Annotated in this window: 22 protein-coding genes; 15 read left to right on the top strand and 7 right to left on the bottom strand. The window is 70.9% G+C overall.

Features of this window, described 5'->3' with window-relative positions; genetic code table 11:
* Positions 1–63 precede the first annotated feature (63 nt).
* The 4 genes from SALPAC3_RS0108395 to serA all read left to right on the top strand — a co-directional run bounded on the left by SALPAC3_RS0108395 (position 64) and on the right by serA (position 5,547).
* Positions 64–1,947, top strand: a complete 1,884-nt coding sequence (locus SALPAC3_RS0108395; RefSeq protein WP_018220793.1) for an acetolactate synthase large subunit — start codon at positions 64–66, stop codon at positions 1,945–1,947.
* A gap of 61 nt (positions 1,948–2,008) precedes the next feature.
* The gene (ilvN, locus tag SALPAC3_RS0108390; protein WP_018220792.1) at positions 2,009–2,524 is read left to right on the top strand and encodes an acetolactate synthase small subunit; all 516 of its coding nucleotides are present in this window, start codon (positions 2,009–2,011) and stop codon (positions 2,522–2,524) included.
* A gap of 62 nt (positions 2,525–2,586) precedes the next feature.
* Positions 2,587–3,600 (top strand): ketol-acid reductoisomerase, encoded by a 1,014-nt coding sequence (gene ilvC, locus SALPAC3_RS0108385; protein ID WP_018220791.1) that lies wholly within the window; start codon positions 2,587–2,589, stop codon positions 3,598–3,600.
* A 351-nt stretch (positions 3,601–3,951) separates the two neighbouring features.
* Complete coding sequence (gene serA, locus SALPAC3_RS0108380) at positions 3,952–5,547, top strand: phosphoglycerate dehydrogenase (protein ID WP_018220790.1); 1,596 nt, start codon at positions 3,952–3,954, stop codon at positions 5,545–5,547.
* Between the two features lie 98 nt (positions 5,548–5,645).
* Here serA and SALPAC3_RS0108375 read toward each other — a convergent pair whose 3' ends face one another.
* On the bottom strand, positions 5,646–6,002 hold the full coding sequence (locus SALPAC3_RS0108375; protein WP_232430479.1) for a hypothetical protein: 357 nt from the start codon (positions 6,000–6,002) through the stop codon (positions 5,646–5,648).
* 331 nt (positions 6,003–6,333) lie between these two features.
* Positions 6,334–7,188 (bottom strand): FAD:protein FMN transferase, encoded by an 855-nt coding sequence (locus SALPAC3_RS0108370; RefSeq protein ID WP_018220788.1) that lies wholly within the window; start codon positions 7,186–7,188, stop codon positions 6,334–6,336.
* A gap of 227 nt (positions 7,189–7,415) precedes the next feature.
* On the opposite strand from SALPAC3_RS0108370, the gene SALPAC3_RS0108365 reads away from it, so the two are divergent.
* Both SALPAC3_RS0108365 and SALPAC3_RS0108360 read left to right on the top strand, forming a co-directional pair.
* The gene (locus SALPAC3_RS0108365) at positions 7,416–8,447 is read left to right on the top strand and encodes a 3-isopropylmalate dehydrogenase (protein ID WP_018220787.1); all 1,032 of its coding nucleotides are present in this window, start codon (positions 7,416–7,418) and stop codon (positions 8,445–8,447) included.
* A gap of 270 nt (positions 8,448–8,717) precedes the next feature.
* Entirely contained in the window at positions 8,718–9,815 is a 1,098-nt protein-coding gene (locus SALPAC3_RS0108360) for a branched-chain amino acid aminotransferase (RefSeq protein WP_018220786.1), read from the top strand.
* Between the two features lie 9 nt (positions 9,816–9,824).
* Here SALPAC3_RS0108360 and SALPAC3_RS0108355 read toward each other — a convergent pair whose 3' ends face one another.
* Complete coding sequence (locus SALPAC3_RS0108355; RefSeq protein WP_018220785.1) at positions 9,825–10,553, bottom strand: tyrosine-protein phosphatase; 729 nt, start codon at positions 10,551–10,553, stop codon at positions 9,825–9,827.
* Between the two features lie 43 nt (positions 10,554–10,596).
* Positions 10,597–11,061: a PRC-barrel domain-containing protein gene (locus SALPAC3_RS0108350; RefSeq protein WP_018220784.1), complete on the bottom strand. Its 465-nt coding sequence runs from the start codon at positions 11,059–11,061 to the stop codon at positions 10,597–10,599.
* A 284-nt stretch (positions 11,062–11,345) separates the two neighbouring features.
* Between SALPAC3_RS0108350 and cimA the strand changes: the two genes are divergently transcribed.
* Complete coding sequence (gene cimA / locus SALPAC3_RS0108345; RefSeq protein WP_018220783.1) at positions 11,346–12,938, top strand: citramalate synthase; 1,593 nt, start codon at positions 11,346–11,348, stop codon at positions 12,936–12,938.
* 1 nt (position 12,939) lies between these two features.
* Here the strand turns inward: cimA and SALPAC3_RS0108340 are convergent, their stop codons facing one another.
* Positions 12,940–13,881 carry an endonuclease/exonuclease/phosphatase family protein gene (locus SALPAC3_RS0108340; protein ID WP_018220782.1) on the bottom strand — a complete coding sequence of 314 codons (942 nt, stop codon included), beginning with the start codon at positions 13,879–13,881 and terminating at the stop codon, positions 12,940–12,942.
* 212 nt (positions 13,882–14,093) lie between these two features.
* Here SALPAC3_RS0108340 and SALPAC3_RS0108335 point away from each other — a divergent pair, with 212 nt between their 5' ends.
* The 5 genes from SALPAC3_RS0108335 to arfB all read left to right on the top strand — a co-directional run bounded on the left by SALPAC3_RS0108335 (position 14,094) and on the right by arfB (position 18,542).
* Positions 14,094–15,140, top strand: a complete 1,047-nt coding sequence (locus SALPAC3_RS0108335) for an AAA family ATPase (protein WP_018220781.1) — start codon at positions 14,094–14,096, stop codon at positions 15,138–15,140.
* Positions 15,141–15,166: 26 nt separating this feature from the next.
* Positions 15,167–16,153, top strand: a complete 987-nt coding sequence (locus SALPAC3_RS0108330; protein WP_018220780.1) for a DUF58 domain-containing protein — start codon at positions 15,167–15,169, stop codon at positions 16,151–16,153.
* Positions 16,150–17,109 carry a VWA domain-containing protein gene (locus tag SALPAC3_RS0108325; RefSeq protein WP_018220779.1) on the top strand — a complete coding sequence of 320 codons (960 nt, stop codon included), beginning with the start codon at positions 16,150–16,152 and terminating at the stop codon, positions 17,107–17,109. The genes SALPAC3_RS0108330 and SALPAC3_RS0108325 overlap by 4 nt, the downstream gene beginning before the upstream one ends.
* Positions 17,110–17,161: 52 nt before the next feature.
* Positions 17,162–18,025, top strand: a complete 864-nt coding sequence (locus tag SALPAC3_RS0108320) for a S1C family serine protease (protein ID WP_018220778.1) — start codon at positions 17,162–17,164, stop codon at positions 18,023–18,025.
* A gap of 91 nt (positions 18,026–18,116) precedes the next feature.
* A complete protein-coding gene (arfB, locus tag SALPAC3_RS0108315) occupies positions 18,117–18,542 on the top strand; it encodes an alternative ribosome rescue aminoacyl-tRNA hydrolase ArfB (protein ID WP_018220777.1) in 426 nt (141 codons plus the stop codon).
* A gap of 5 nt (positions 18,543–18,547) precedes the next feature.
* Here arfB and SALPAC3_RS0108310 read toward each other — a convergent pair whose 3' ends face one another.
* Together SALPAC3_RS0108310 and SALPAC3_RS0108305 are read right to left on the bottom strand one after the other, a co-directional pair.
* Entirely contained in the window at positions 18,548–19,297 is a 750-nt protein-coding gene (locus tag SALPAC3_RS0108310; RefSeq protein WP_018220776.1) for an alpha/beta hydrolase, read from the bottom strand.
* 146 nt (positions 19,298–19,443) lie between these two features.
* The gene (locus SALPAC3_RS0108305) at positions 19,444–20,325 is read right to left on the bottom strand and encodes a hypothetical protein (RefSeq protein WP_018220775.1); all 882 of its coding nucleotides are present in this window, start codon (positions 20,323–20,325) and stop codon (positions 19,444–19,446) included.
* Between the two features lie 192 nt (positions 20,326–20,517).
* Here SALPAC3_RS0108305 and SALPAC3_RS0108300 point away from each other — a divergent pair, with 192 nt between their 5' ends.
* From SALPAC3_RS0108300 to SALPAC3_RS0108290, 3 genes are all read left to right on the top strand, one after another.
* A complete protein-coding gene (locus SALPAC3_RS0108300) occupies positions 20,518–21,126 on the top strand; it encodes a TetR/AcrR family transcriptional regulator (protein WP_018220774.1) in 609 nt (202 codons plus the stop codon).
* On the top strand, positions 21,123–22,289 hold the full coding sequence (locus SALPAC3_RS0108295) for an FAD-dependent monooxygenase (protein WP_018220773.1): 1,167 nt from the start codon (positions 21,123–21,125) through the stop codon (positions 22,287–22,289). Before SALPAC3_RS0108300 ends, SALPAC3_RS0108295 begins: the two co-directional genes overlap by 4 nt.
* A gap of 96 nt (positions 22,290–22,385) precedes the next feature.
* On the top strand, positions 22,386–22,889 hold the full coding sequence (locus SALPAC3_RS0108290) for a hypothetical protein (protein WP_018220772.1): 504 nt from the start codon (positions 22,386–22,388) through the stop codon (positions 22,887–22,889).
* The last annotated feature ends 126 nt before the right edge of the window (positions 22,890–23,015 follow it).

Genomic DNA, 23,015 nt, shown 5'->3' with positions numbered 1-23,015 from the left:
GGCGTTCCGCCGGCGTTCCACCGCAGAACCCACCGCACCCTCCAGCCGAAGGCTTGAACCGCCATGACGAGACCCACACCCGAGACCCTCGCCAACTCCGCCCGGCGGGCCCGTGCGGCCGTCGAGCAGCCGCGCGACGCCGACCGGCCCCGCGCGGCAGCCACCCCGACCGTTCCGGCGGTACGCACCCCCGTTCCCGCCCCCACCCAGGTCTCCGGTGCCGGCTCCCTCGTGCGCTCCCTCGAAGCGCTCGGCGTCGAGGTCATCTTCGGCATTCCCGGCGGGTCGATCCTGCCGGCGTACGACCCGTTGTACGACTCCACGGTCCGGCACATCCTGGTCCGGCACGAGCAGGGCGCCGGACACGCGGCCACCGGGTACGCGCAGGCGACCGGGCGGGTCGGCGTCTGCGTCGCCACCTCCGGGCCCGGTGCGACCAACCTGGTGACGCCGATCGCCGACGCGTACATGGACTCGGTGCCGCTGGTGGCGATCACCGGCCAGGTCGCCCGGCCGTCGATCGGGACGGACGCCTTCCAGGAGGCGGACATCCAGGGCATCACGCTGCCGATCACCAAGCACAACTTCCTGGTCCAGAGCGCCGAGGAACTGCCCCGGGTGCTCGCCGAGGCGTTCCACCTCGCCGCAACCGGCCGGCCCGGCCCGGTGCTGGTGGACATCCCCAAGGACGTCCTCCAGGCGTCAACCGTCTTCGCCTGGCCGCCGACGCTCGACCTACCCGGCTACCGGCCGACGCTGCACCCGCACGGAAAGCAGATCCGGGAGGCGGCCCGGTTGATGGCCATCGCCCGCCGGCCGGTGCTCTATGTCGGTGGCGGGGTGCTCAAGGCCGGCGCGACCGACGGGCTGCGTCAGCTCGCCGAGCTGACCGGGATTCCGGTGGTCACCACCCTGATGGCGCTCGGGGCGTTCCCCGACTCACACCCGCAGCACCTGGGCATGCCCGGCATGCATGGGACGGTCGCGGCGGTCTACGGCCTGCAGAAGGCAGATCTGATCGTCGCGCTGGGGGCGAGGTTCGACGACCGGGTGACCGGCCAGCTGGGCTCGTTCGCTCCCGACGCGGCCGTGGTGCACGCCGACATCGACCCGGCCGAGATCGGTAAGAACCGGCACGCGGACGTGCCGATTGTGGGAGATGCCCGGCACGTCATCGACGAACTGGTCGACGCGGTCGCCGTCGAGCAGTCGGCCGGTCACCGGTCCGACCTCGACGACTGGTGGGCCCAGCTGCGGGACCTGCGCAGGCGTTACCCGCTGGGGTACGAGGAGCCGGCCGACGGCACACTCTCCCCGCAGTACGTGCTTCGCCGGCTCGGCGAGATCGTCGGCCCGGAGGCGGTGTACGTGGCGGGCGTGGGCCAGCACCAGATGTGGGCTTCCCAGTTCATCTCGTACGAGAAGCCCCGCACCTGGTTGAACTCCGGCGGCCTCGGCACCATGGGGTACGCGGTGCCGGCGGCGATGGGCGCCAAGGTCGGTCGGCCGGAGACGGTCGTCTGGGGGATCGACGGCGACGGCTGCTTCCAGATGACCAGCCAGGAGCTGGCGACCTGTGCGCTGGAGGGCATCCCGGTCAAGATCGCTTTGATCAACAACGGCAATCTCGGCATGGTGCGGCAGTGGCAGGCCCTCTTCTACGGGGAGCGCTACTCCAACACCGAACTCGGTACCCACAAGCATCGCATTCCGGACTTCGTCAAGCTCGCCGAGGCGCTCGGCTGCGTCGGGCTGCGCTGTGAGACGGCGGAGGACGTCGACCAGACGATCGAGGCCGCGATGTCCATCAACGACGTCCCGGTGGTCATCGACTTCGTGGTCGGCAAGGACGCGATGGTGTGGCCGATGGTCGCCGCCGGCACCAGCAACGACGAGATCATGTTCGCCCGCGGGGTTCGGCCGGTCTTCGACGAGGACGAGGTGTAGACATGGCCCACCACACCGGGCGCCGCAGGGGTCGGGAGAACCAGACGAGGAAGGCACCACTGTGACCATGCATACGCTCTCCGTGCTCGTGGAGAACAAGCCCGGGGTCCTGGCCCGGGTGTCCGGGCTCTTCTCCCGGCGCGGTTTCAACATTGGCAGTCTCGCCGTGGGGGAGACCGAGAACCCGGATGTCTCCCGGATCACCATCGTGGTCAACGCCGACTCCTCTCCGCTGGAGCAGGTCACCAAGCAGCTCAACAAGTTGGTGAACATAATCAAGATCGTTGAGCTGGACCCCCAGGTGTCGGTGGCCCGGGAGCTGCTGCTGGTGAAGGTCCGCGCGGACCGCAGCGCCCGCGGTCAGGTACTGGAGACGGTGAACCTGTTCCGCGCCCGGGTCGTCGACGTCGCCCCGGAAACGCTGACCATCGAGGCGACCGGCACCCCGGACAAGCTGGTCGCCCTGCTCCGGGACCTTGAGGCCTTCGGGATCAAGGAGATGGTGCAGTCCGGCACGGTCGCCATCGGCCGTGGTTCCCGCTCCATCACCGCCGGCCCGGCTCTCCGGGTCGCCTGATCCGTACCCCACCAGATCTCCGATCGGCCGCCGTGCGCGCGGCCGTACGAAAGGGAAGTTCCATGAGCGTTGAGGTGTTCTACGACGACGACGCCGACCTGGGCCTGATTCAGGACCGCACGGTCGCCGTGATCGGGTACGGCAGTCAGGGCCATGCCCACGCGCTGTCGCTGCGCGACTCCGGTGTTGCGGTGGTGATCGGTCTGCCCACCGGGTCGAAGAGCCGGCCGAAGGCGGAGGAGCAGGGGCTACGGGTGCAGACCCCGGCCGAGGCGGCGGCCGAGGCCGACATCATCATGATCCTCGCGCCGGACACGGCCCAGCGCACCCTCTACACCGAGTCGATCGCGCCGCACCTCACCGCGGGTAAGGCGCTCCTGTTCGGGCACGGATTCAACATCCGGTACGGGTTGATCAAGCCGCCGGCCGAGGTGGACGTGGCGATGATCGCCCCGAAGGGTCCTGGCCACCTGGTGCGTCGGCAGTACGTCGACGGCAAGGGCGTGCCCTGCCTGGTCGCCGTCGAGCAGGACGCCAGCGGTAGCGCGTTCGGCCTGGCCCTGGCGTACGCCAAGGCCATCGGCGGCACCCGGGCCGGCGCCATCAAGACCACCTTCACCGAGGAGACCGAGACCGATCTCTTCGGCGAGCAGGCGGTGCTCTGCGGCGGCGCGGCGGCGCTGGTGCAGACCGGCTTCGAGGTGCTCACCGAGGCCGGCTACGCCCCCGAGGTGGCCTACTTCGAGTGCCTGCACGAGCTGAAGCTCATCGTGGACCTCATGTACGAGGGCGGCATCGCTCGGATGCGGTACAGCATCTCGGACACGGCCGAGTACGGCGACCTCTCCCGTGGTCCCCGCGTCATCGACTCCCGGGTCAAGGAGCGGATGCGGACGATCCTGGGCGAGATTCAGTCTGGTGAGTTCGCCCGGGAGTGGGTTGCCGAGGACGAGGCCGGCCGGCCCAACTTCGCCAAGTGGCGGGCGGAGGGCGCGGCGCATCCGATCGAGGAGACCGGTGGCAAGCTGCGGGCCATGATGAGCTGGGTCGACCGGCCCATCACCGAGACCGCCTGATCCAGGAAGTTCCCGGGCGCCCTGGTGCGAGGGTCTTCCGGGAACCGCGGACGCCCGTGACCTGACGCTCTCCCTCCCCGGCGTTGGGTCCCGGGCGTCCGACGGTTGCGCTGCCCAGGAGCTGCGGACACACGGGGTGGACGCCCCCCGGCGCCGATGGCGGGTGCGCACCCCGGCCGGGCCGGGTGGTCGCTGTGAGGGCACTCACCCTGGTCGCCGGAGCGCCGATTGGCCCCCTACGATCCCTGTTGGGTGCGTAGCCGCACCTGACGGCCATGGCCGGATTGCCGGCGGGGCGCAGTGCTGCCCCCGCCGCCCGGCCGACCGCTATAGACGACATTTAGAGGACCAATGAATCCCGTCGTACTGATCGCCGAAGAACTCGCTCCCGCCGCCATCGAGGTGCTCGCCCACGACTTCGACGTCCGACATGTGGATGGCACCGACCGCCCGGCCCTGCTCTCGGCGCTCTCCGAGGCCGACGCGGTCATCGTCCGCAGTGCGACCCGAATCGACGCCGAAGCGATCGCCGCGGCACCACGACTCAAGGTGGTCGCCCGGGCGGGGGTCGGCCTGGACAACGTCGAGGTGCCGGCGGCCACCACCCGCGGCGTCATGGTCGTCAACGCCCCCACCTCCAACATCGTCTCCGCGGCAGAGCAGGCGGTCGCCCTCCTGCTGGCGGTCGCGCGGAACACCGCCAGCGCCAGCGCGGCGCTGAAGATGGGGGAGTGGAAGCGGTCGAAGTACACCGGGGTGGAGGTGCAGGGCAAGACCGTCGGGGTGGTCGGCCTCGGGCGCATCGGTGTCCTCTTCGCACAACGCATCGCCGCGTTCGGTACTCGGCTGATCGCCTACGACCCCTACATCCAGCCGGCGCGGGCGGCGCAGCTCGGCGTTCGCCTCGTCGGCCTGGATGAGCTGCTGCGCCAGAGCGACTTCATCTCCATCCACCTGCCGAAGACGTCGGAGACGGTGGGTCTGATCGGGGAGAAGGAGCTGGCGATCGTCAAGCCCGGGGTGCGGATCGTCAACGCCGCCCGGGGTGGCCTCGTGGACGAGCAGGCCCTCGCAGACGCCATCGCCGAGGGGCGGGTCGGCGGGGCCGGCGTTGACGTGTACGCCAAGGAGCCCTGCACCTCATCACCCCTGTTCGCCTTCGACAACGTGGTGGCGACCCCACACCTGGGCGCCTCCACGCACGAGGCGCAGGACAAGGCGGGCCTCGCCGTGGCCCGCAGCGTGAAGCTGGCGTTGCAGGGTGAGTTCGTTCCGGACGCGGTGAACGTACAGACCGGTGGCGTCGTCGCCGAGGACGTCCGGCCGCTGCTGCCGCTGGCCGAGAAGCTCGGCCGGGCCTTCACCGCGGTGGCCGGCGGGATCGCCGCGAGCGTGACCGTGGACGTGCGGGGCGAGGTGGTCAGCAACGACGTCTCGGTGCTCAAACTCGCGGCGACCAAGGGGCTGTTCAGCTCGGTGGTGGAGGAGCAGGTCACCTACGTCAACGCGCCGCACCTGGCGGCCGAGCGTGGGGTCGAGGTGTCGCTGGTCACCAGACCCGAGACGGCCGAGGAGGCGCTGCTGGTCACCATCCGTGGCGCCCTGCCGGACGGCCGGACGGTGAGCGTCTCCGGCACCAGCGTCACCGGTGCCCGGGACGTCAACAAGCTGACCGAGGTGGACGGCTTCGACGTGGAGATCGGGGCGGAGGGCATCCTGGTCTTTCTCCGTTACGCCGATCGGCCCGGTGTGGTCGGCGCGGTCGGCACCCTGCTCGGCGAGGCCGGCGTCAATATCGCCGCGATGCAGGTGGCCCGCCGGGAGGCCGGTGGGGAGACGCTGATGACCCTCACCGTTGACCAGGCGCTCGGCGCCGATCTGCTCACCTCGGTCGCCGATTCGGTCGGTGCGACCTCGGCCAGCGCCGCCGACCTGCGGGAGGAGTGATCGCGGGCCACGGAGGGCTCGGCCTGCCCGGCGGGCCCTCCGTGGCCCGGGGGTGCTCCCGGGGCACGGGCCGCGTGCCGGTCTGGTCCCCGGGATCGTCAGCCGTCGTTGCGCTGGGGCGGTGGATAGACCGAGCCGTCCTGGACGTCGAAGAGCATCAGTCGGTGTTCGCCGGCCAGTCGCTCGATGTCCAGCAGCACCTGGTCCGCGCAGGTCGGATGCAGGTTCAGTTCGATGTGATCGCTGGCGGTGTGTGGTGGTGCCGAGGCCCAGGGGGTGTCCGCCAGGTCCGGTCGCTCTGGGTACGCGGCGGTGATCGCCCGATAGAATCCGACCACCCGGGGGTCAGGTCGGCGATCGGTGTGCTGGCCTGCCCGGCACCGCCGTACGGCTGTTCGTACGTCCTCGGGCGTCGCCCCGGGTGCCAGGGCCCACACGCTTAGATCGAAACTCACGGCGGACAGCGTGCCAGTTGTCGGTTGCCATGTCGAAGTCGCCCTTCCCCGAACAGTCCATACTCCTGTCAGGAGAGTCGGTAGTGGATCCTCTTGCGTGGAGTTGTGTCAATTCGCTAGCGTACCGATGCGGTTACTGGCTGAGTCCGTGATGTCGGCCCGTCTTCGGGTGACGAGGTTGACGTCCGGCCCTGTTGGTCCGCACCCCTCGGATGCGCGAGCCACGCGCAATCGTCGCTGACCGGCCCTCACGGTGGTTGCCGAGACCGTGGGGGCCGATCGTGACCCTCGCTCCGGTCGGAGCCCGGAGGTCGCCCCCCCGGAGCGTCGATCAGTGGCGGTGAGCGTGCAGGACGCGGTAGTCCGTCCCACTGTGGAACCAGGCTAGACCGGCCGGGCCGGCGGCGTAGAGCGCGGTGGCGTAGGCGTCGGCGACGGCGAGGTCCGGCCCGACGACGGTGGCGGCGATGAACTGGTCGGCGGGTTCCCCGGTGTGCGGATCCACCACGTGCCCCCGTCGTCCGGTCACCCCGGAGGTGCCGATCGCGCCGGCGGTCATCTCCAACACCAGCGGTTCCTGGCGCCGGTTAGTGGGGTGGTGTACGGCGACCCGCCACGGTCCCCCGTGCGCGGCGTGCCCACGTACGACGAGGTCGGCGCCGGTGAGCACGGCGTAGTCGTGGACGCCCCCGGCCCGCAACCGGGCCGCGGCCTGCTCTACTGCCCACCCACCGAGGAGTCCTCCCGGATCGAAGCCGCCGGGCACTGCCCAGGCGTCGAACCAGCCGTCGGTCGCGGCCCGCATCGCGGTGCAGCGGTCTACCAGGTCGGTCAGCGGCGGGTACGACTCGGGGCTGACCTCCCCCCGCCGTAACCGGGAGACCAGGCTCTCCGGCCGGTTCGGTCCGTAGGCCAGGTCGATCGCGCGTAGCTCCGCGACGGCGTCTCGAAGCACCGTGCTGGCGCCCCGGCGGCCAAGCCAGTCCGGTGCATTGAACAGCAATGTGTATTCGGCGATGGTGGTGCGGACGGTGTGCGCGACGGCGATCCGTTCCCCGGTTGCCGGACCCGCTCCGCCGACCCGCCGCTGGTTGCCACCGAGGCGAAGGTCCGGGCGCGGCTGCGGGCGGAGTAGCGACGAGCCGCCCCAGTGGCTGCGTTGCTGTTCGTCGATCCTCATGCTCATCCCGCCTCCTGGCCGACGGCCCCGTTGCGTCGCGGTGTTGGTGTGGGCCCTGGTATATGGCCCGTAGCCCCCGCTGCTGATCAGGATAGGCAACGGAGATCACCGCTGAATGAATGTCAGCTGGAAGCCTCCTGTACATCTGTTTTCTCGAATAATGGAAGAGTCGTACCGATTTTCGGGACCAGGGCGTACGGTCGGAGCCGAGCGAGCGAGGCAGAGGAGCTGACGTGGCACGGATCGCGGTGGTCGCTGGGGACGGAATCGGCCCCGAGGTGGTCGCGCAGGCCCGCAAGGTCATCGATGCGGTGCTCCCGAAGGTGCAGGCCACCGAGTACGACCTGGGCGCCGCGCGGTACCACCGCACCGGCGAGGTGCTGCCCGACTCGGTCCTCGCGGAACTGGCCGGGCATGACGCCATTCTGCTGGGTGCTGTCGGTGACCCGAGCGTCCCGCCCGGCGTGCTGGAGCGGGGCCTGCTGCTGCGGCTGCGGTTCGCCTTCGACCAGTACGTCAACCTGCGCCCCGCCCGGCTCTGGGCCGGCACGAGCAGTCCTCTCGGTGGCGTCAAGGCCGGCGAGGTCGACCTGGTGGTGGTCCGCGAAGGCACCGAAGGGCTGTACGCCGGCGCGGGCGGCGCACTGCACCGCGGTACCGCGGCCGAGATCGCCACCGAGGAGAGCCTGAACACCCGGCACGGCGTCGAGCGGGTGATCCGAGACGCGTTCCACCGGGCGGAACGGCGGGAACAGCGCAAGGTCACCCTCGTGCACAAGACCAACGTGCTCACCCACGCCGGTTCGCTCTGGGCCCGTGCCTTCGCGGACGTCGCCGCCGAGCACCCGGACGTGACCACCGAATACCAGCATGTTGACGCCGCCGCGATGTTCCTGGTGACCCAGCCCCAGCGGTACGACGTGCTGGTCACCGACAACCTCTTCGGTGACATCCTCACCGACATCGCCGCCGCCGTCACCGGCGGAATCGGACTCGCGGCGAGCGGCAGTATCAATCCGGAGCGCGCGTACCCGTCGATGTTCGAGCCGGTGCACGGCTCCGCGCCGGACATCGCCGGTCGCGGTCTGGCCGACCCGGTGGCAGCGGTACTCTCCGCCGCGCTCCTGCTCGACCAGCTCGGTCACACCGAGCCGGCGGCCCGGATCAACGCCGCTGTGGCGGCAGAGCTGGCCGGGCGGGTGCCGGGTGCGCCGATCCGCACCGCGGAGGTCGGCGATCGACTGGCAGGTTACGCAGCCGGCTGAATTGTGAGCCGCCTCCGCGGCTCGGGCCGTGAGCCGCCTCCGCAGCCCGTGTTCAGTCACGGTGGGTAGGCGGTCGGCGACCCGGCCCTCGCCCCGGTGGGCAGCCGGGACGAGCCACCCGTGGGGCGGTCCCACGGCCGGTGTGCCAGCCGGCGTGGGCCTGCCCGGAGGCCGCTACCCGCTGAACGACCGTTCGGGGTAGGTTTGCTCGCACCAGCTCGGCACGCGGGGTCGCATGCCGTCATCATCCATTCCAGGGAGGTCAGCGCGATGAGCGGTGGTGACAAGCTCGAGTTCGAGATCCGTCCGAATTCCGCGCCGGTATCCGAAGCGGACCGGGGCGCGCTGCTGGCCAACCCCGGCTTCGGGCAGGTCTTCACCGACCACATGGTTACTATCCGCTACGCCGCCGGCAAGGGCTGGTACGACGCCCGGGTCGAGGCGCGGGCGCCGATCCCGATGGACCCGGCCGCCGCGGTCCTGCACTACGCCCAGGAAATCTTCGAGGGCATGAAGGCGTACCGCACCGTCAGCGGTGGCGTGACGATGTTCCGGCCGTACGCCAACGCCGCCCGGTTCGCCGCGTCCGCCCGGCGGATGGCGATGCCCCCCCTCCCCGAGCAGGCCTTCGTCGACTCGCTGCACCGCCTGATCGAGGTGGACCGAAACTGGATTCCCGAGGGGGAGGATGGCAGCCTCTATCTGCGGCCGTTCATGTTCGCCAGCGAGGTCTTCCTCGGTGTGCGGCCCGCCAACGAATACCTCTACGCGGTGATCGCGTCCCCGGTCGGTGCGTACTTCTCCGGTGGGGTGAAGCCGGTGACCGTCTGGGCCTCGCCGGACTACACCCGGGCCGCGCCCGGGGGCACCGGCGCGGCCAAGTGCGGCGGCAACTACGCCAGCTCGCTGGTGGCCCAGGCAGAGGCGATCGAGCACGGCTGCGACCAGGTCGTCTTCCTGGACGCGGTGGAGCGCCGCTTCGTCGAGGAGCTGGGCGGGATGAACCTCTTCTTCGTCTACGACGACGGCACCCTGGTCACCCCGCCGCTGACCGGGACCATCCTGCCCGGCATCACCCGGGAGTCGGTGCTCACGCTCGCCGCCGCCGCCGGCCACCGGGTGGCGGAGCAGCCGATCGCCTTCGCCGACTGGCAGGCCGACGCGGCGAGCGGTCGACTGCGCGAGGTCTTCGCCTGCGGCACGGCCGCGGTGATTAATCCGGTCGGCGCTGTTCGCTCTCCCGACGGCGAGTTCCGCATCGGTGGCGGTGCAACCGGCCCGGTCACCATGGCTCTGCGCCAGCAACTCGTCGACATCCAGCGGGGCGCGGCCGCGGATCCGCAGAACTGGGTCCACCACGTGCTCTGAGGTCTGCGGCTACTCCAGCAGGTGGTCGCGGAGCGCGGCCACCTGGGCGTCGGTGACGCCCGCGTGGCGCAGGTAGCCCTCGACCGTGCCGTGGCGGTCGCGCAGTTCGGCGAGGAACAGCAGCATCGCCTCCTCGGGGCAACCCAGCGGCGGCAGCGCCGGGTGCAACGTCTCGCCCGTGGTGGCGAACCAGGCCCGGAAGCGCTCGCCGGCTGCGGTGCTCAACGCGTAGTCGGTGGCGATGTCAGCGTCGGAGACGCCCAGCACAGCCAGGGTGAGACCGCAGACAATGCCGGTTCGATCCTTGCCGGCGACGCAGTGCACCAGGAGCGGGGCGTTGGTCTCGTCCGCGATCAGCCCGATCGCGGCGGCCAGTCCGGTGGTGCCGGTCGAGGCCAGGTCGGCGTACCGGTCGGCGAGGTAGCGGGCGAGGTTGGCACCGGGTAGGTACGGGGTGTTGGCCCATTCGGCGTGCTCCGGGTGGATGTGCCGCCAGGTCAGCCCCGCGAAGTCCGGGATCCGGCCATCTCGGTCCACTTCGTGGGGCCGGCGTAGGTCGAGCACGGTGCGGACGCCGAACGAGGCGAACGCCGTCCGGTCGGCGCCGACCAGCCGGTGCGGGGTGTCCGAGCGGAAGAGCCGACCACTTCGGACGACGCGTCCGTCGTGCCCGGCGGGCCCGCCGACGTCGCGGAAGTTGAACAGACTGTCGAATTGAGTTAGTTCAATCGGGTCCACCCTGACACGGTAGCGGTAGACCCGGCGCCGGTGGTCCCACCGATCATCGTTCTCGCGCGGTGCCCGGTGGGATGGCTGAGTACGTGTCGCCGTAATAGCCACCGAGCCGGTCCCGGTACGCCGGGTCGGTGTCCGCGGTCTCGTCGTACTCCGGCGCGGCCCTGATCTGGTCCTTGCTCCGGTCAACGTGGACCTTTCGTTTGTTGTGGTCAACGTGGTTGACGGTGCCGGCCGGGAGCATGACCCGGCGACCGAAGAACCATGGGCCGGTGTCCACCACGAGGTAGCTGGAGTTGACCGCGTGGCTGGCCTGGTCCACCTTCCCGATTCCACCGTCACTCGCCTCGACCTGGTAGCCCGCCAGGTCGATGTCGGTGACGGTGGAGTCGGCGCGATAGCGCCACGGGTCGAAGCCACTGCCCGGCGGGCCATCGGGGGCGCTGCTCGGACCGCTGGTGCCGAGTGGGCTCGGCGTGGGACGGGACGGCTGTGGGTCGCGCCGTGCCATGGCGTCTCCTTCCACCCCTGGGGACAGGCGTCAGGCCCCGTGGGATGGGTACCCGGTGTCGAACCGGGTACACCATCGCGGCCGGGGGCGTCGACGCCGACGACCTCCGAAAGTCGTCCCGGAATGCGGATTCGGCTGCCCAACGGGGCCCGTGGCTGGCACAGTGAGCTCTGTGCACCACACGGTCCTGATTATTCGCCGTTAGCGCGCCGGCCTCCGTCCGCCGAGCGCGCAGACCTCCCACGTTCGTGGGGGGTCTTTTTGTTGCCGCAGAGAGGATCCTGATGACCTTCCAGGTCTACGACACGACCTTGCGTGACGGCGCCCAGCGCGAGGGGCTCAGCTACACGGTGGCCGACAAACTCGCGGTGGCCCGGCTCCTCGACGAGTTCGGGGTGGGCTTCATCGAGGGAGGGTGGCCGGGCGCGGTACCGAAGGACACCGAGTTCTTCCGCCGGGCCCGTACCGAACTCGACCTGCGCCACGCGGTGCTGGTGGCCTTCGGCGCCACCCGGCGCGCCGGCCGGCAGGCCGACGACGACCCGCAGGTGCGCAGCCTGCTCGCCGCTGAGACCCCCGCCGTCACGCTGGTCGCCAAGGCCGACCTGCGGCACGTGCAGCGGGCGCTCCGTACCTCTGCCGACGAGAACCTGGCGATGGTCCACGACACCGTGACGTACCTGGTGGCGCAGGGGCGGCGGGTCTTCGTCGACGGGGAGCACTTCTTCGACGGCTACCGCGACGACCCCGGGTTCTCCTCGTCGGTGGTCGAGACCGCACTCGCCGCCGGCGCCGAGCGATTCGTGCTCTGTGACACCAACGGTGGCATGCTCCCCTCCCAGGTCACCGCCGTGATCGCCGACCTCACCGCCCGGCTTGAGGTGGCGCCCGAGCGACTCGGCATCCACACCCAGGACGACACCGCGTGCGCGGTCGCCAACACCATCGCCGCGGTGGAGGCGGGCGTGCGGCACGTGCAGGGCACCGCCAACGGGTACGGCGAGCGACCCGGTAACGCCGACCTCTTCGCCGTGGTGGCGAACCTGCAACTCAAGCTCGGGCTGCCAGTCCTACCCGAGGGCTGTCTGCAGCAGATGGTCCGGGTATCCCGCGGCATCGCCGAACTCGCCACCATCGTCCCCGACGACCACCAGGCGTACGTCGGGTCCGCGGCCTTCGCCCACAAGGCGGGGTTGCACGCGAGTGCGATCAAGGTGGATCCGTTGTTCTACAACCACATCGACCCGCAGCTGGTGGGGAACGGGATGCGCATCCTCGTCACCGAGATGGCCGGCCGGGCCAGCGTCGAACTCAAGAGCCGGGAGCTGGGCCTCGACCTGGCCGAGCACCCGGAGACGCTGAACCGGGTCGCCAAGCGGGTCAAGGAGCTGGAGGCCGAGGGCTGGTCGTTCGAGGCCGCCGACGCCTCGTTCGAACTGCTGGTCCGCTCCGAGCTGCCGGACGCGGCGCCGCCCCGACCATTCACGCTGGAGTCCTACCGGACCCTGGTCGAGCACCGTGAGGACGGCGCGGTGGTCTCCGAGGCGACCGTCAAGATCCGGGTACGCGGCGAGCGGGTGATCGCCACCGCGGAGGGAAACGGCCCGGTCAACGCGCTCGACGAGGCGCTGCGCGCCGGTCTGGTCACGCACTACCCCGAGCTGCGCGACTTCGAGTTGGCCGACTACAAGGTGGGGATTCTGGCGGGCAGCCACGGTACCGGGGCGGTGACTCGGGTGCTGGTGCAGACGTCAGACCATGCCGGTCGGGACTGGACCACGGTGGGGGTGCACCCCAACGTGGTGGAGGCGAGTTGGGACGCGCTGGTCGACGCCCTGACCTACGGGCTGGACCGGGTTCGCGGCGGACAGTCCTGACTCAACCAGCCGGCGGGAGGCGGAGGTCGGTGAAGACCGCGCGGTGGTCGCTGCCCGGGATCGCGTACACCGTGGTGGACCGGACCGCGATCCGCCGGTCCACCAGCACGTGGTCGATGGTGACCGGCGGAATCAGGTCACCGTCGTACGGCCCCCAGGTGCCGGTGAGCCCGGTCCCGGCAGCGTCCGCCGCGTCCACGTACCCGGTGTCCAGCAGGGCGCGCAGCGGGGCGTGGTCGAGGGTGGCGTTGAAGTCCCCGGCGAGGATGCGCAGCTGCCCGTCCGGGGTGGCGGGGGGTTGGGCGGCGAGGTCCCGGCGCCAGTTCCCGACCTGGTCGAGCGCGTACGGGGCGGCGGGGTGCACCGACTCGACCTGGACCGGCGGCGCCGCCGGAACGAGGACGGTTCCGTAGGCCTGGAGGAAGCCCCAGGCGTTGCTGTTGTGCCGGACGCCGCCCGCGCTGATCGGGTGGCGCGCGTACAGCCCGGAGCCGGGCGTCCCCTCGACGGGGTGTAGTTCCCGGTACGGCAGGAGCTCGTCGAGCCCGAGGCGGTCCAACTCGGCCGCGATCGCCGGGGTGAACTCCTGCACGGCCAACACCTCCACCGAGTGCCGGCGGACGAGGTCAACCAGCGCCTCGGCGTCGGCGGAGCCGGCCAGCAGGTTGGCCGTCAGCAGCCGTACCGGCGGGCCGGTGACGGCCGGCGGGGTGGACGCGAACGTCCGCGGTGCCACCAGGGCGACCAGGGCCACCGCCGTCACCGCCGCCACCATCGCCGGCCGCCAGCGTCGCAACGCGAGGAGCAGGATCAGGGGTAGCAGGCTGGCCGCGGCGGCGTACGGGGTGAAGGCCAGCAGCTGGACGAGGGGTCCGTGGTCGAGGCCGAGCAGGCGTACCGCGGCCCAGGCGGCACCCGGTGTCACGGCCAGCCAACCGGCCACGGTGAGAGCTGTCGGCCGCCGAAGGGGGGTACCTGTTTCCGCCACGACCGCAGCCTAGGGCACGCCGGTCAGCCCGGCCCGGCGCCGAAGCTGTCGGAGGTATTCGGCATTCAATAGGTTCTTTGTCCAGTCACGAGGAGAATCATCGGTAGTGGGCTTTCCAGTGCAGTAAGTCCGACGTTTGCCGGCGTTCGGCGCGGGAAGCAAGCACCGTGACGGACATCTCGGACACCCTGGCCCCCGAGCCCAGCTCGGTCGATCCCGACGCAGCTGGCACCGAGCTACGACAGACCCTCGCCGAGGTCCAACGCGTGATCGTTGGGCAGGACCGGCTCGTGGAACGCCTACTCACCGCGCTTATCGCCGACGGACACTGCCTCCTGGAAGGGGTACCCGGCGTCGCGAAGACACTCGCCGCGCAGACCCTGGCGACCGTCGTCGGCGGCAGCTTCTCCCGCATCCAGTTCACTCCCGACCTGGTTCCCTCCGACATTGTCGGCACCCGCGTCTATCGGGCATCCCGGGAGACGTTCGATGTCGAGCTGGGTCCGGTCATGGCCAACCTGGTCCTCGCCGACGAGATCAATCGCGCTCCGGCGAAGGTGCAGTCCGCGCTGCTGGAGGCGATGGCCGAACGCCAGGTCTCGATCGGCGGGCGGAGTTGGGAGGTCCCGGCGCCGTTCCTGGTGCTGGCCACCCAGAACCCGATCGAGTCCGAGGGGGTGTACCAACTGCCGGAGGCGCAGCGAGACCGGTTCCTGATGAAGGTGACGGTGGACTACCCGAGCGACGCCGACGAACTCGCCATCCTCTACCGGATGAGCAGCGACCGGCCGACGCCCCAGCCGGTGCTCGACCCGCAACGGCTGCTCGACCTCCAGGCCCGGGCGAGTCGGGTCTTCGTGCACCACGCGCTCGCCGAGTACGTGGTTCGGCTGATCCTGGCCACCCGGGACCCGGTCCGGTTCGGCCTGCCCGACGTCGCCCCGCTGCTCGCCTACGGGGCGAGCCCCCGCGCCACCCTCGGTCTGGTCGCCGCCGCCCGAGCCCAGGCCCTGCTGCGCGGCCGGGAGTACGTGCTGCCCGAGGATGTCCGCGAGTTGGCGGCCGATGTGCTCGCCCACCGGCTGGTCCTCTCCTTCGACGCGGTCGCCGACGGAGTGTCGGCCGAGTCGGTCATCCGGCGGCTGGTCAACGCGGTACCGCCGCCCCGGGTCGCCGGGGTGACCGAAGCCGCGCCCACCCTGGCGGCGGCGTGAGGTGGCGCGGTCGGCCCGCTGGCCCGGTGTCGCCGGACCCCGGCCTGGCCGACCTGGCCGGGGACCGGCGGCTCCGCCGGCTTGAGCTGGCCGTGACCCGGCGGCTCGACGGCCTGCTGCACGGCCGATACCAAGGGCTGCTCCCCGGGCCGGGCAGCGAACCGGCCGGCAGTCGGGAGTACCGGCCCGGTGAGGACGAGGTCCGCCGGATGGACTGGGCGGTGACCGCGCGGACCACCGTGCCGCACGTGCGTCAGCTCGACGCCGACCGGGAACTCACCACCTGGCTCCTGGTAGACGCCAGCGTCAGCATGGAGTACGGCACGGCTGAGCTGGACAAGCGGGAACTCGCGGTCGCCGCCGTCGCGGCGGTGGGCTTCCTCACCGCCGGAGTGGGTAACCGGCTCGGCGCGTCGGTGCTCACCCCGACCGGGCTCCGCCGCCACGCCCCCGGCAGCGGCCGTACCCATCTCTTCGGGTTGCTTCGAATGCTGTTGGCCGCTCCCCGGCACGGCGGGTACGACCGGGACACCGCACCGCTCGCGCCCCCCGACCTGGCCACCGCGCTGGACGGTGTCCGCCGGGTGGCGACCCGCCGCGGGCTCGTGGTGGTGATCTCGGACTTCCTGGATGGCCTGCCTGAATCGCCCGGGCGGCCCGCCCCCTGGGAACAGCTCCTGCGGCGGCTCGCCGTTCGGCACCAGGTGCTCGCCGTGGAGGTAACCGACCCGCGGGAGTGGGAGCTGCCCGACGTTGGCCTGGTCACCCTGGTGGACCCGGAGAGCGGCCGGCGGCGGGAGGTCTGGACCGGCGACCCCCGGCTGCGCCAGCGGTACGCCGCGGCGGCTGCCGCCCAGCGGGACCAGGTACGCCAGGCGCTACGTCGTGGCGGTGCGGCGCACCTGCCGCTGCGGACCGACCGGGACTGGGTCGCCGACATCGTGCGGCACGTGCACCAACAACGCCGGCTGGCGACCGTCCCGGTCCCCGCCGGGAGGGGAGGTGGCGGGTGATCTGGCTCTCGCCGACCCGGCTGTGGCTGCTGCTCGCCGTGCTCGGACTGGCCGCCGGCTATGTCCTGCTACAGCGCCGCCGGAGCGGGTACGCGGTGCGGTTCACGAACCTGCGGCTGCTGGACCGGGTGGCACCACAGCGACCGGCCTGGCGCCGGCACGTGCCGGCCGGGCTCTTCCTGGCGATGCTGGCGTTGCTGGTGGTCGGCTTTGCTCGACCCACCGCCGAGGTGCGGGTTCCCCGGGAACGGGCGACCGTGATGGTGGCGGTAGATGTCTCCACCTCGATGCTCGCCGGGGACGTGGAGCCGGACCGGCTCACCGCCGCCAAGGAGTCGGCCCGGCGCTTCGTGGGCGGTCTTCCCGACGAGTTCAACGTGGGCCTGGTCGCCTTCGCCGGCAGCGCCGCTGTCCTGGTGCCGCCGGATACCGACCGGGAGGCGCTGGACGAGGGGATCGATCGGCTGCTTGAGGGGGCGACGGGAGTGCAGGGCACCGCGATCGGAGAAGCGATCAACACCTCGCTCGGAGCGGTGAAGGCGCTGGACGGGGAGGCGGCGACGGACCCGCCGCCGGCCCGGATCGTGCTGCTCTCCGACGGGGCCAACACCTCCGGCATGGATCCGATGGAGGCGGCGGCCGACGCGGTGGAGATGGAGGTCCCCGTACACACCATCGCTTTCGGCACCGCCTCCGGCTATGTGGACCGGGGCGGCCGGCCGATTCAGGTTCCGGTGGACGGGCAGACCCTCGACGCGGTCGCCCGGGAGACCGGCGGACAGTTCCACGAGGCGGTCAGCGTCGAGGAGCTGCGCGCGGTATACGACGACATCGGCAGCTCGGTGGGGTACCGCACCAAGCGACAGGACGTTTCAGCCCGGTTCATCGGCCTCAGCCTGGTCTTCGCGCTGGGAGCGGCGGCCGGCTCAATGCGTTGGTTCTCCCGCCTGCCCTGAGCCCGCCGGGTGGCTGGGGTGCAGGTGGCCGATCGACACGAGGAGCGTGGGTATGGCAGTGCAGAGCGGGCTGGGCGAACCGCGTGGCCCCTGGTTCATCTCGCCCGAGCTGGGCCCGGAAGGGCGGCCCTGGCCAGACGATTCCGGCTCGGCCCGGGCGGGCGGGGCGCGCCGCTGGCAGCACCGGCTGTTGCTCGGGTTGGCGCTGGTGGCCATCTCCAGTGTCTCCGGGGCCGCGGCCGGTGGCCTGGTGGCGAGCCAGGACGGGCCGCCCGGGGCGGCTTCCGCCTCGGCCGCGCCGGTCCCGGCGGAGCTGGTGACCGCCGCCGAGCAGACCGTCCCGGGGGTGGTCTCGGTGCTGGCCGCTGGCGCCGACGGCGCCTCCGCGACCGGCTCCGGCTTCGCCGTCGACGACGAGCAGCACATCATCACCAATGACCACATCCTGGCGAAGGGGGGAACTGGTTCGGTGATGGTGGAGTTGCCGGACGGGCGACGGTTCGCCGCCGAGGTGGCGGGCCGGGAGCCCGGCAGTGACCTCGCGGTGTTGCGGATACCGTCGTCCGCGGGTCTGACGGCGTTGCCGCTGGCCAAGCCGGGGACGACCCGGGTCGGTGAGCCGGTGCTGGCGGTGGGCTCGCCCCTGGGCCTCGCCGGCACAGTGACCGCCGGCATCGTGAGCGCCGTGGACCGGCAGGTGCGCCTCGGTGACAACCGGCACACAGCGGTGCAGACCGACGCCTCGATCAACCCGGGGAACTCCGGCGGGCCGCTGGTGAACGCGCGCGGTGAGGTGGTCGGGGTGAACACGGCGATCGCCACGATCGACGGCAACGGCTCGATCGGGATCGGGTTCGCCATCCCGATCGACCAGGTTCAGCAGACCGCCGACACGATCATCGGTAAGGGGGGCTGAGGTCTGCGGAGCCAGACCCGGAACGACTCCGCCTGCCCGGCCTACCCGCCTGCCCGGTGCACCCCGGGGCCCAGGCGCTAGCCTCGGAAGCGTGGACAGTGGGCTGCGGGTGCACGATCGGTGGGTGGTGCCCGAGGCCGAGCTGCGGGAACGCTTCTCCCGGTCGTCCGGGCCCGGCGGCCAGGGGGTCAACACGACCGACTCCCGAGTGGAGTTGAGCTTCGATCTGGCCGCCTCACCGGGGCTCCCGGAGCCGCTGCGCGCCCGGGCCCTCGACCGCCTCGCCGGGCGACTCGTCAACGGCGTCCTCACCGTGACCGCCAGCGAGCACCGCGCCCAACTCGCCAACCGGGAGGCCGCCCGGGAACGGATGGCCGCGCTGCTCCGCGCGGCGATCGCACCGCCGCCGAAGCGTCGTCGCCCGACCCGGCCCTCCCGCGCCGCCAAGGAGCGTCGACTGGCCGAGAAGAAGCGGCGGTCCCAGCGCAAGCGGGACCGCCGCGTAGACGGCGACTGATCGGATCAGCCGGGTCGGCCAGTGGGCGGTGGCGCTTCGCCGACGCCGGTCACCGGCGTCGTCAGGTGCCGGGTGAAGAACCGGACCGCGCTGTCCAACTCGTGTTCGGGGAGCCGGTCGCCGTGCCGGCCCGGGTTGGCGTGCAGGGTCTTGTCGGCAGAGCCGAACGCGTCGAAGAGGGCGACACTCTGCTCGCATGGCACCCGCTCGTCGGCCCACTGGACCAGAAATTCGATCGGTACGGTGATCTGTGCGGCGGCTTCCCGGAGCGCCGGGGCCGCGGCGCCACCCAGGCCGAGGACCGCCGCGCGGACCCGGGGCTCGGCGGCGACGAACGGCACGCCGAGCCCGCAGCCCAGCGAGATGCCCCAGTAGCCGACGGGTCCGCATTCGAGGTGGTCCAGCACGGCCTGCCACTCCCCGACGGTCTGTTTGGCGACTCGGGCATGGAAGGCGGTGAGCAGTGGGGCCAGCTCTGCCCCGGACTCGGCGCGGGTCCGGATCTCGGTGGCCATGCGCTGGTAGTGGTCGTCGGTCGGGCGGTCGCCGTGGTTCGGCACATCAACCGAGGCGACCGCGAAGCCGCTGCGCGCGAAGTGGTGGGCACGGTGGAGGACGGCGGGGTGGGTTTTGTGGTGACCACCGCCGTGGCCAATGAGGATCAGGGGGCGACCGGCGGTGGTGGGGTCAGTCTCCGCGGTCCACCGGACCGCGGGAACGCCGTTGACGGAGAAGAATTCCTCGCGAATGGACATGCCGATTGGGGCCTTTCACGGGTGCCTTGTGCGGGCGCTCCCTAGGCCATGCGGGGGAGGGAGTCCCGACCTGTTCCAGCGTTGATCGGACTCACCTCCTCCGGCAGTGGTCAGGCACGGCGGCGGTTAAGTTAGCACAGCTGTCACTACGTGTCGCACCGGTCAATCGCGTCGAGTAGCCGGGTGCGCAGCCGGGCGGCCCGTTCGGCGAAACCGCGCTGGGCGGCCGCGTACTCCACCCGTCCCGGTGGGGTCTCGACCGCAACCGGGGGGTAGCCCAGGGCAGCCAGGTCGTACGGCGAGGCGCGCATGTCGAGGGTGCGGATCTGCCCCGCCAACTCGAAGCACTCCGCCACCAGCTCGGACGGAACCAGCGGCGAGAGTTTGTACGCCCACTTGTAGAGATCCATGTTGGCGTGCAGGCATCCGGGCTGCTCCAGGTCGTGCTGGCTGTCCCGGGTCGGCTGGAGGAGGTTCAGCGGTCGGGCCGGCGCGGTGAAGAAGCGGTACGCGTCGAAGTGGCTGCACCGCACTCCCCGCTCCTCGACGACTGTGGCGACCTGCGCCGGGCTCATCCGCAGCGGCCAGGCGTTGTGCCGGACCTCGTCCTGGGTCTGCCGGTAGACCATCGCCCACTCGTGCATGCCGAAGCAGCCGAACTGTGCCGGTCGGCTGGCCGTAGCCGCCAACAGGGTCCGGATCCAGGTGATCGATTCGGCCCGTCGGGCGCGTACCGCCGGGGTGTCGAGGGTGGCGCCGGCGGCGCTGGCGCGGTAGTCCGGCCCGAAGTCGGCCGGGTCCGCGTCGCGCAGCACCACCCCCGCGCCGGGATGCCAGCGGCGGAGTCGGGCCGGCCGGTACGAGTAGTAGGTGAAGAGGAAGTCCTGCACCGGATGCTTCTCGCCCCGCCGGCGGCGGGCCAGGTGTGGGGCCAGCCATGCATCGATCCGCTCTTGGTGTGCCTGGCGTCGGGCCTGCCAGGTCGCCGATTCGAGCACGGTGCCGAGTGCGGGGAGGGCGGCTGTCACCTGCCCAGGGTACGGCCGCTCCCGCTGTGGGGTCCGGGTGTGTCTACCCGTGGTGCGGCCCCGCCGCCCGCTGCCGCTACCGGGCCAGGCTGCGCTACGAAGCCGGTTGCTGGGGCGGCGAGGGTTGCTGCCCCAGCGCGCCACGGATAGTATTTGGTCAAACGTCCAAGGCGATCGCCCAAGGAGGTCATCGTGGGTGAGACCAGCATCGAACGGGGTCGGAGCGCCCGAGCGCGCCTGTTGGCGGCCGCCCGGGAGCTGATCGGCGAGCTCGGTTGGAACGCCGTCAGTACCCGGACGCTCGCTGAGCGGGCCGGCGTCCGTTCCGGGCTGGTGCACTACCACTTCGACTCGTTGCAGGCGCTGCTGCGCCATGCCGCCCTGGCTGAGGTCCAACGGATGCTCGACGGCACCAGCGCGCTCCTTGCCGAAGCCACGAGCCCGAGCGACGGCGTCGAGCGGATGTTGTTCGACCTCGACCAGTACAACGGTGCCGACCCGGCGTCACTGCTCTTCGTCGAGACCTACCTCGCCGCCACCCGTGACCACGAACTGCGCCGGGGGATGAGCGCACTGGTCGCCGACTTTCGGTGCTCGTTGACCGAAGCGCTCACCCGCTCCGGACACCCCAGACCGCAAGCCGCCGCGAGCATGGTGATGGCACTTTTCGACGGCTTCGTCCTGCACAAGGGCCTCGACCAGGGTCTGTCCGCGGAGCACATCGCCCCGTTACTGCGCCGCATCACCGACACCGAAGAGGTTCGAAACACCAACACCGAAGAGGATGGAGAACAGCGATGAAAGCCTTCATCTGCGGCGCCGGCATCGCCGGGCTGGCCCTCGCCCACCGCCTGCACCACCACGGTTGGGAGGTGCAGATCGTCGACCACGCTCCCGGGCCCCGCGAACAGGGGTACATGATTGACTTCTTCGGTCCGGGATACGAGGCGCTGACGGCGATGGGACTGCGGCCGAACCTGCGGAGGTTCGCCAGTTCGGTCGATTCCTTCCGCTACATCGACTCCCGGGGCCGGACGACTGTCCGCGTCGACTACACGTTCTTGGCCCGGGCGCTCGACGGCGAAGTCGCCAGCATAATGCGGCCTGCCCTCGAACGCATGCTCCGCGAGTCGCTCAACGACCAGGTTGAGATTCGCTATGGCGTCACGATCGACCGGATCCGCGGTGACCGGGCAGAGCTCTCCGACGGCACTACAGTCGAGGCGGACGTGATCGTGGGGGCAGACGGTATTCACTCCCACGTCCGCTCGCTCGTCTTCGGGCCCGAGCGCAACTACCTCCGTTACCTCGGCATGCATACCGCGGCGTACGTCTTCGAGGACCCCGTGGTGTTCGAGCGGGTTCGGGGTCAGTTCGTGCTCACCGAAACCCTCAACCGTCAACTGGGTCTCTACGGGCTCGCCGGTGGGCGGGTCGCGGTGTTCGCCCTGCATCGAAGGGATGACGCCGGCCTACCCGAGGACCCACGCGAGGTGCTGTGTCGTACCTACACCGGCATGGGTGACCTGGTGGAGCGAGCCGTGGCCAACTGCCCCCCGCCGGAGGCGGTCTACTACGACCAGGTCGCCCAGGTCGACGCCGCGCGCTGGACCGATGGGCGGGTCGCGTTGGTCGGTGACGCCGCGTACGCGGTGTCCCTGATCGCCGGGCAGGGCGCCTCACTGGGGATCGCCGGCGCCTACCTGCTGGCCGAACGGCTGCAAGCCGCCGGGTCGGTCCCGGAGGGACTGGCCGATTACGAGCGTCGCTGGAGGCCAGTCATCCGCGCCACGCAGCAGGCAGCCCGAGATCGGGTCACCGAGTGGTTCCTGCCGACGTCGTCAGTCAAGCTTCTGGCACGGCGCTGGGGATTCCGGGCGATGCGCGTGCCGGGCCTCGATCGGCTTTTGGTCGGCACCCTGTTCCCGAAGAACCACCGGAACATTGCCGAACTCGCGAGGTAGGAACTGCGGGTTCGGCGAAGTGCGGCGGTCATCGGTCCGGCGGGTGTCAACCTTCTATGCTCGGTCGGTGGTGCGGAACGAGGGGGGCGATGCGAAATGGTAGCGCCAGCGGACTACGTGGAGATAGTTCGGCAACGACTGGTGGCCGACGGGTGTGCGGTGACCGATGAGCGCCTCGGTGCTGACTCCGTGGTGGTCGGTTACCGGGCTCAGTTTCGGGCGTTGACCAGGATTCACTTCTTCACGGTCGTCACGAGTACGAATCGGGTTGTCGAGGAAGATCTACGGTCCTTTGTCAGCAACGTGGTAGGGCTGGGACTGGAACGAAAGGGCCGATGGCTCGGCGTGCAGTCGGGCATCATTGTGCTGCCGGTGCTCGTGACCGAGGCGGCGGATCCCGCCGCGACGGCGCTGACCCAGAAGGCGTACCGGCTGAAACGGGCCGGCTTTGCGGTCCTGACCCAGCCCGCCATCGTGGACGTCAGGGCGGGCAGGGTCTGGACCTTCCGCGGTACCCGGGTCTGGGGGTTGGTCTACAACTCGTTGATCAAAAAGAAGTACGAGGCGTACCTGCCGGAGCCGTCGGCGGCGGCCGACTGACCGAATGTCCTCCTCGACCCCGTGCGTGCGCGGCGTGCCCGCCACGAGGCGGACCGGGGCCGAGTCGACGAACTGATCATGGCAGGCACGGAACGCGCCCGGCGGGTGGTGCAGCCGAACGGTCCC

It is taken from the genome of Salinispora pacifica DSM 45544 (genome assembly GCF_000378845.1).
Taxonomy (GTDB): Bacteria; Actinomycetota; Actinomycetes; order Mycobacteriales; family Micromonosporaceae; genus Micromonospora; species Micromonospora pacifica.
This window is presented reverse-complemented; position numbering and strand designations above follow the sequence as displayed.

Coding starts and splice junctions, on each gene's coding strand:
- SALPAC3_RS0108395 (WP_018220793.1), top strand. CDS start 64: ATGACGAGACCCACACCCGAGACCCTCGCCAACTCCGCCCGGCGGGCC.
- ilvC (WP_018220791.1), top strand. CDS start 2,587: ATGAGCGTTGAGGTGTTCTACGACGACGACGCCGACCTGGGCCTGATT.
- serA (WP_018220790.1), top strand. CDS start 3,952: ATGAATCCCGTCGTACTGATCGCCGAAGAACTCGCTCCCGCCGCCATC.
- SALPAC3_RS0108370 (WP_018220788.1), bottom strand. CDS start 7,188: ATGAGCATGAGGATCGACGAACAGCAACGCAGCCACTGGGGCGGCTCG.
- SALPAC3_RS0108360 (WP_018220786.1), top strand. CDS start 8,718: ATGAGCGGTGGTGACAAGCTCGAGTTCGAGATCCGTCCGAATTCCGCG.
- SALPAC3_RS0108350 (WP_018220784.1), bottom strand. CDS start 11,061: ATGGCACGGCGCGACCCACAGCCGTCCCGTCCCACGCCGAGCCCACTC.
- cimA (WP_018220783.1), top strand. CDS start 11,346: ATGACCTTCCAGGTCTACGACACGACCTTGCGTGACGGCGCCCAGCGC.
- SALPAC3_RS0108320 (WP_018220778.1), top strand. CDS start 17,162: ATGGCAGTGCAGAGCGGGCTGGGCGAACCGCGTGGCCCCTGGTTCATC.
- SALPAC3_RS0108310 (WP_018220776.1), bottom strand. CDS start 19,297: ATGTCCATTCGCGAGGAATTCTTCTCCGTCAACGGCGTTCCCGCGGTC.
- SALPAC3_RS0108295 (WP_018220773.1), top strand. CDS start 21,123: ATGAAAGCCTTCATCTGCGGCGCCGGCATCGCCGGGCTGGCCCTCGCC.
- SALPAC3_RS0108290 (WP_018220772.1), top strand. CDS start 22,386: ATGGTAGCGCCAGCGGACTACGTGGAGATAGTTCGGCAACGACTGGTG.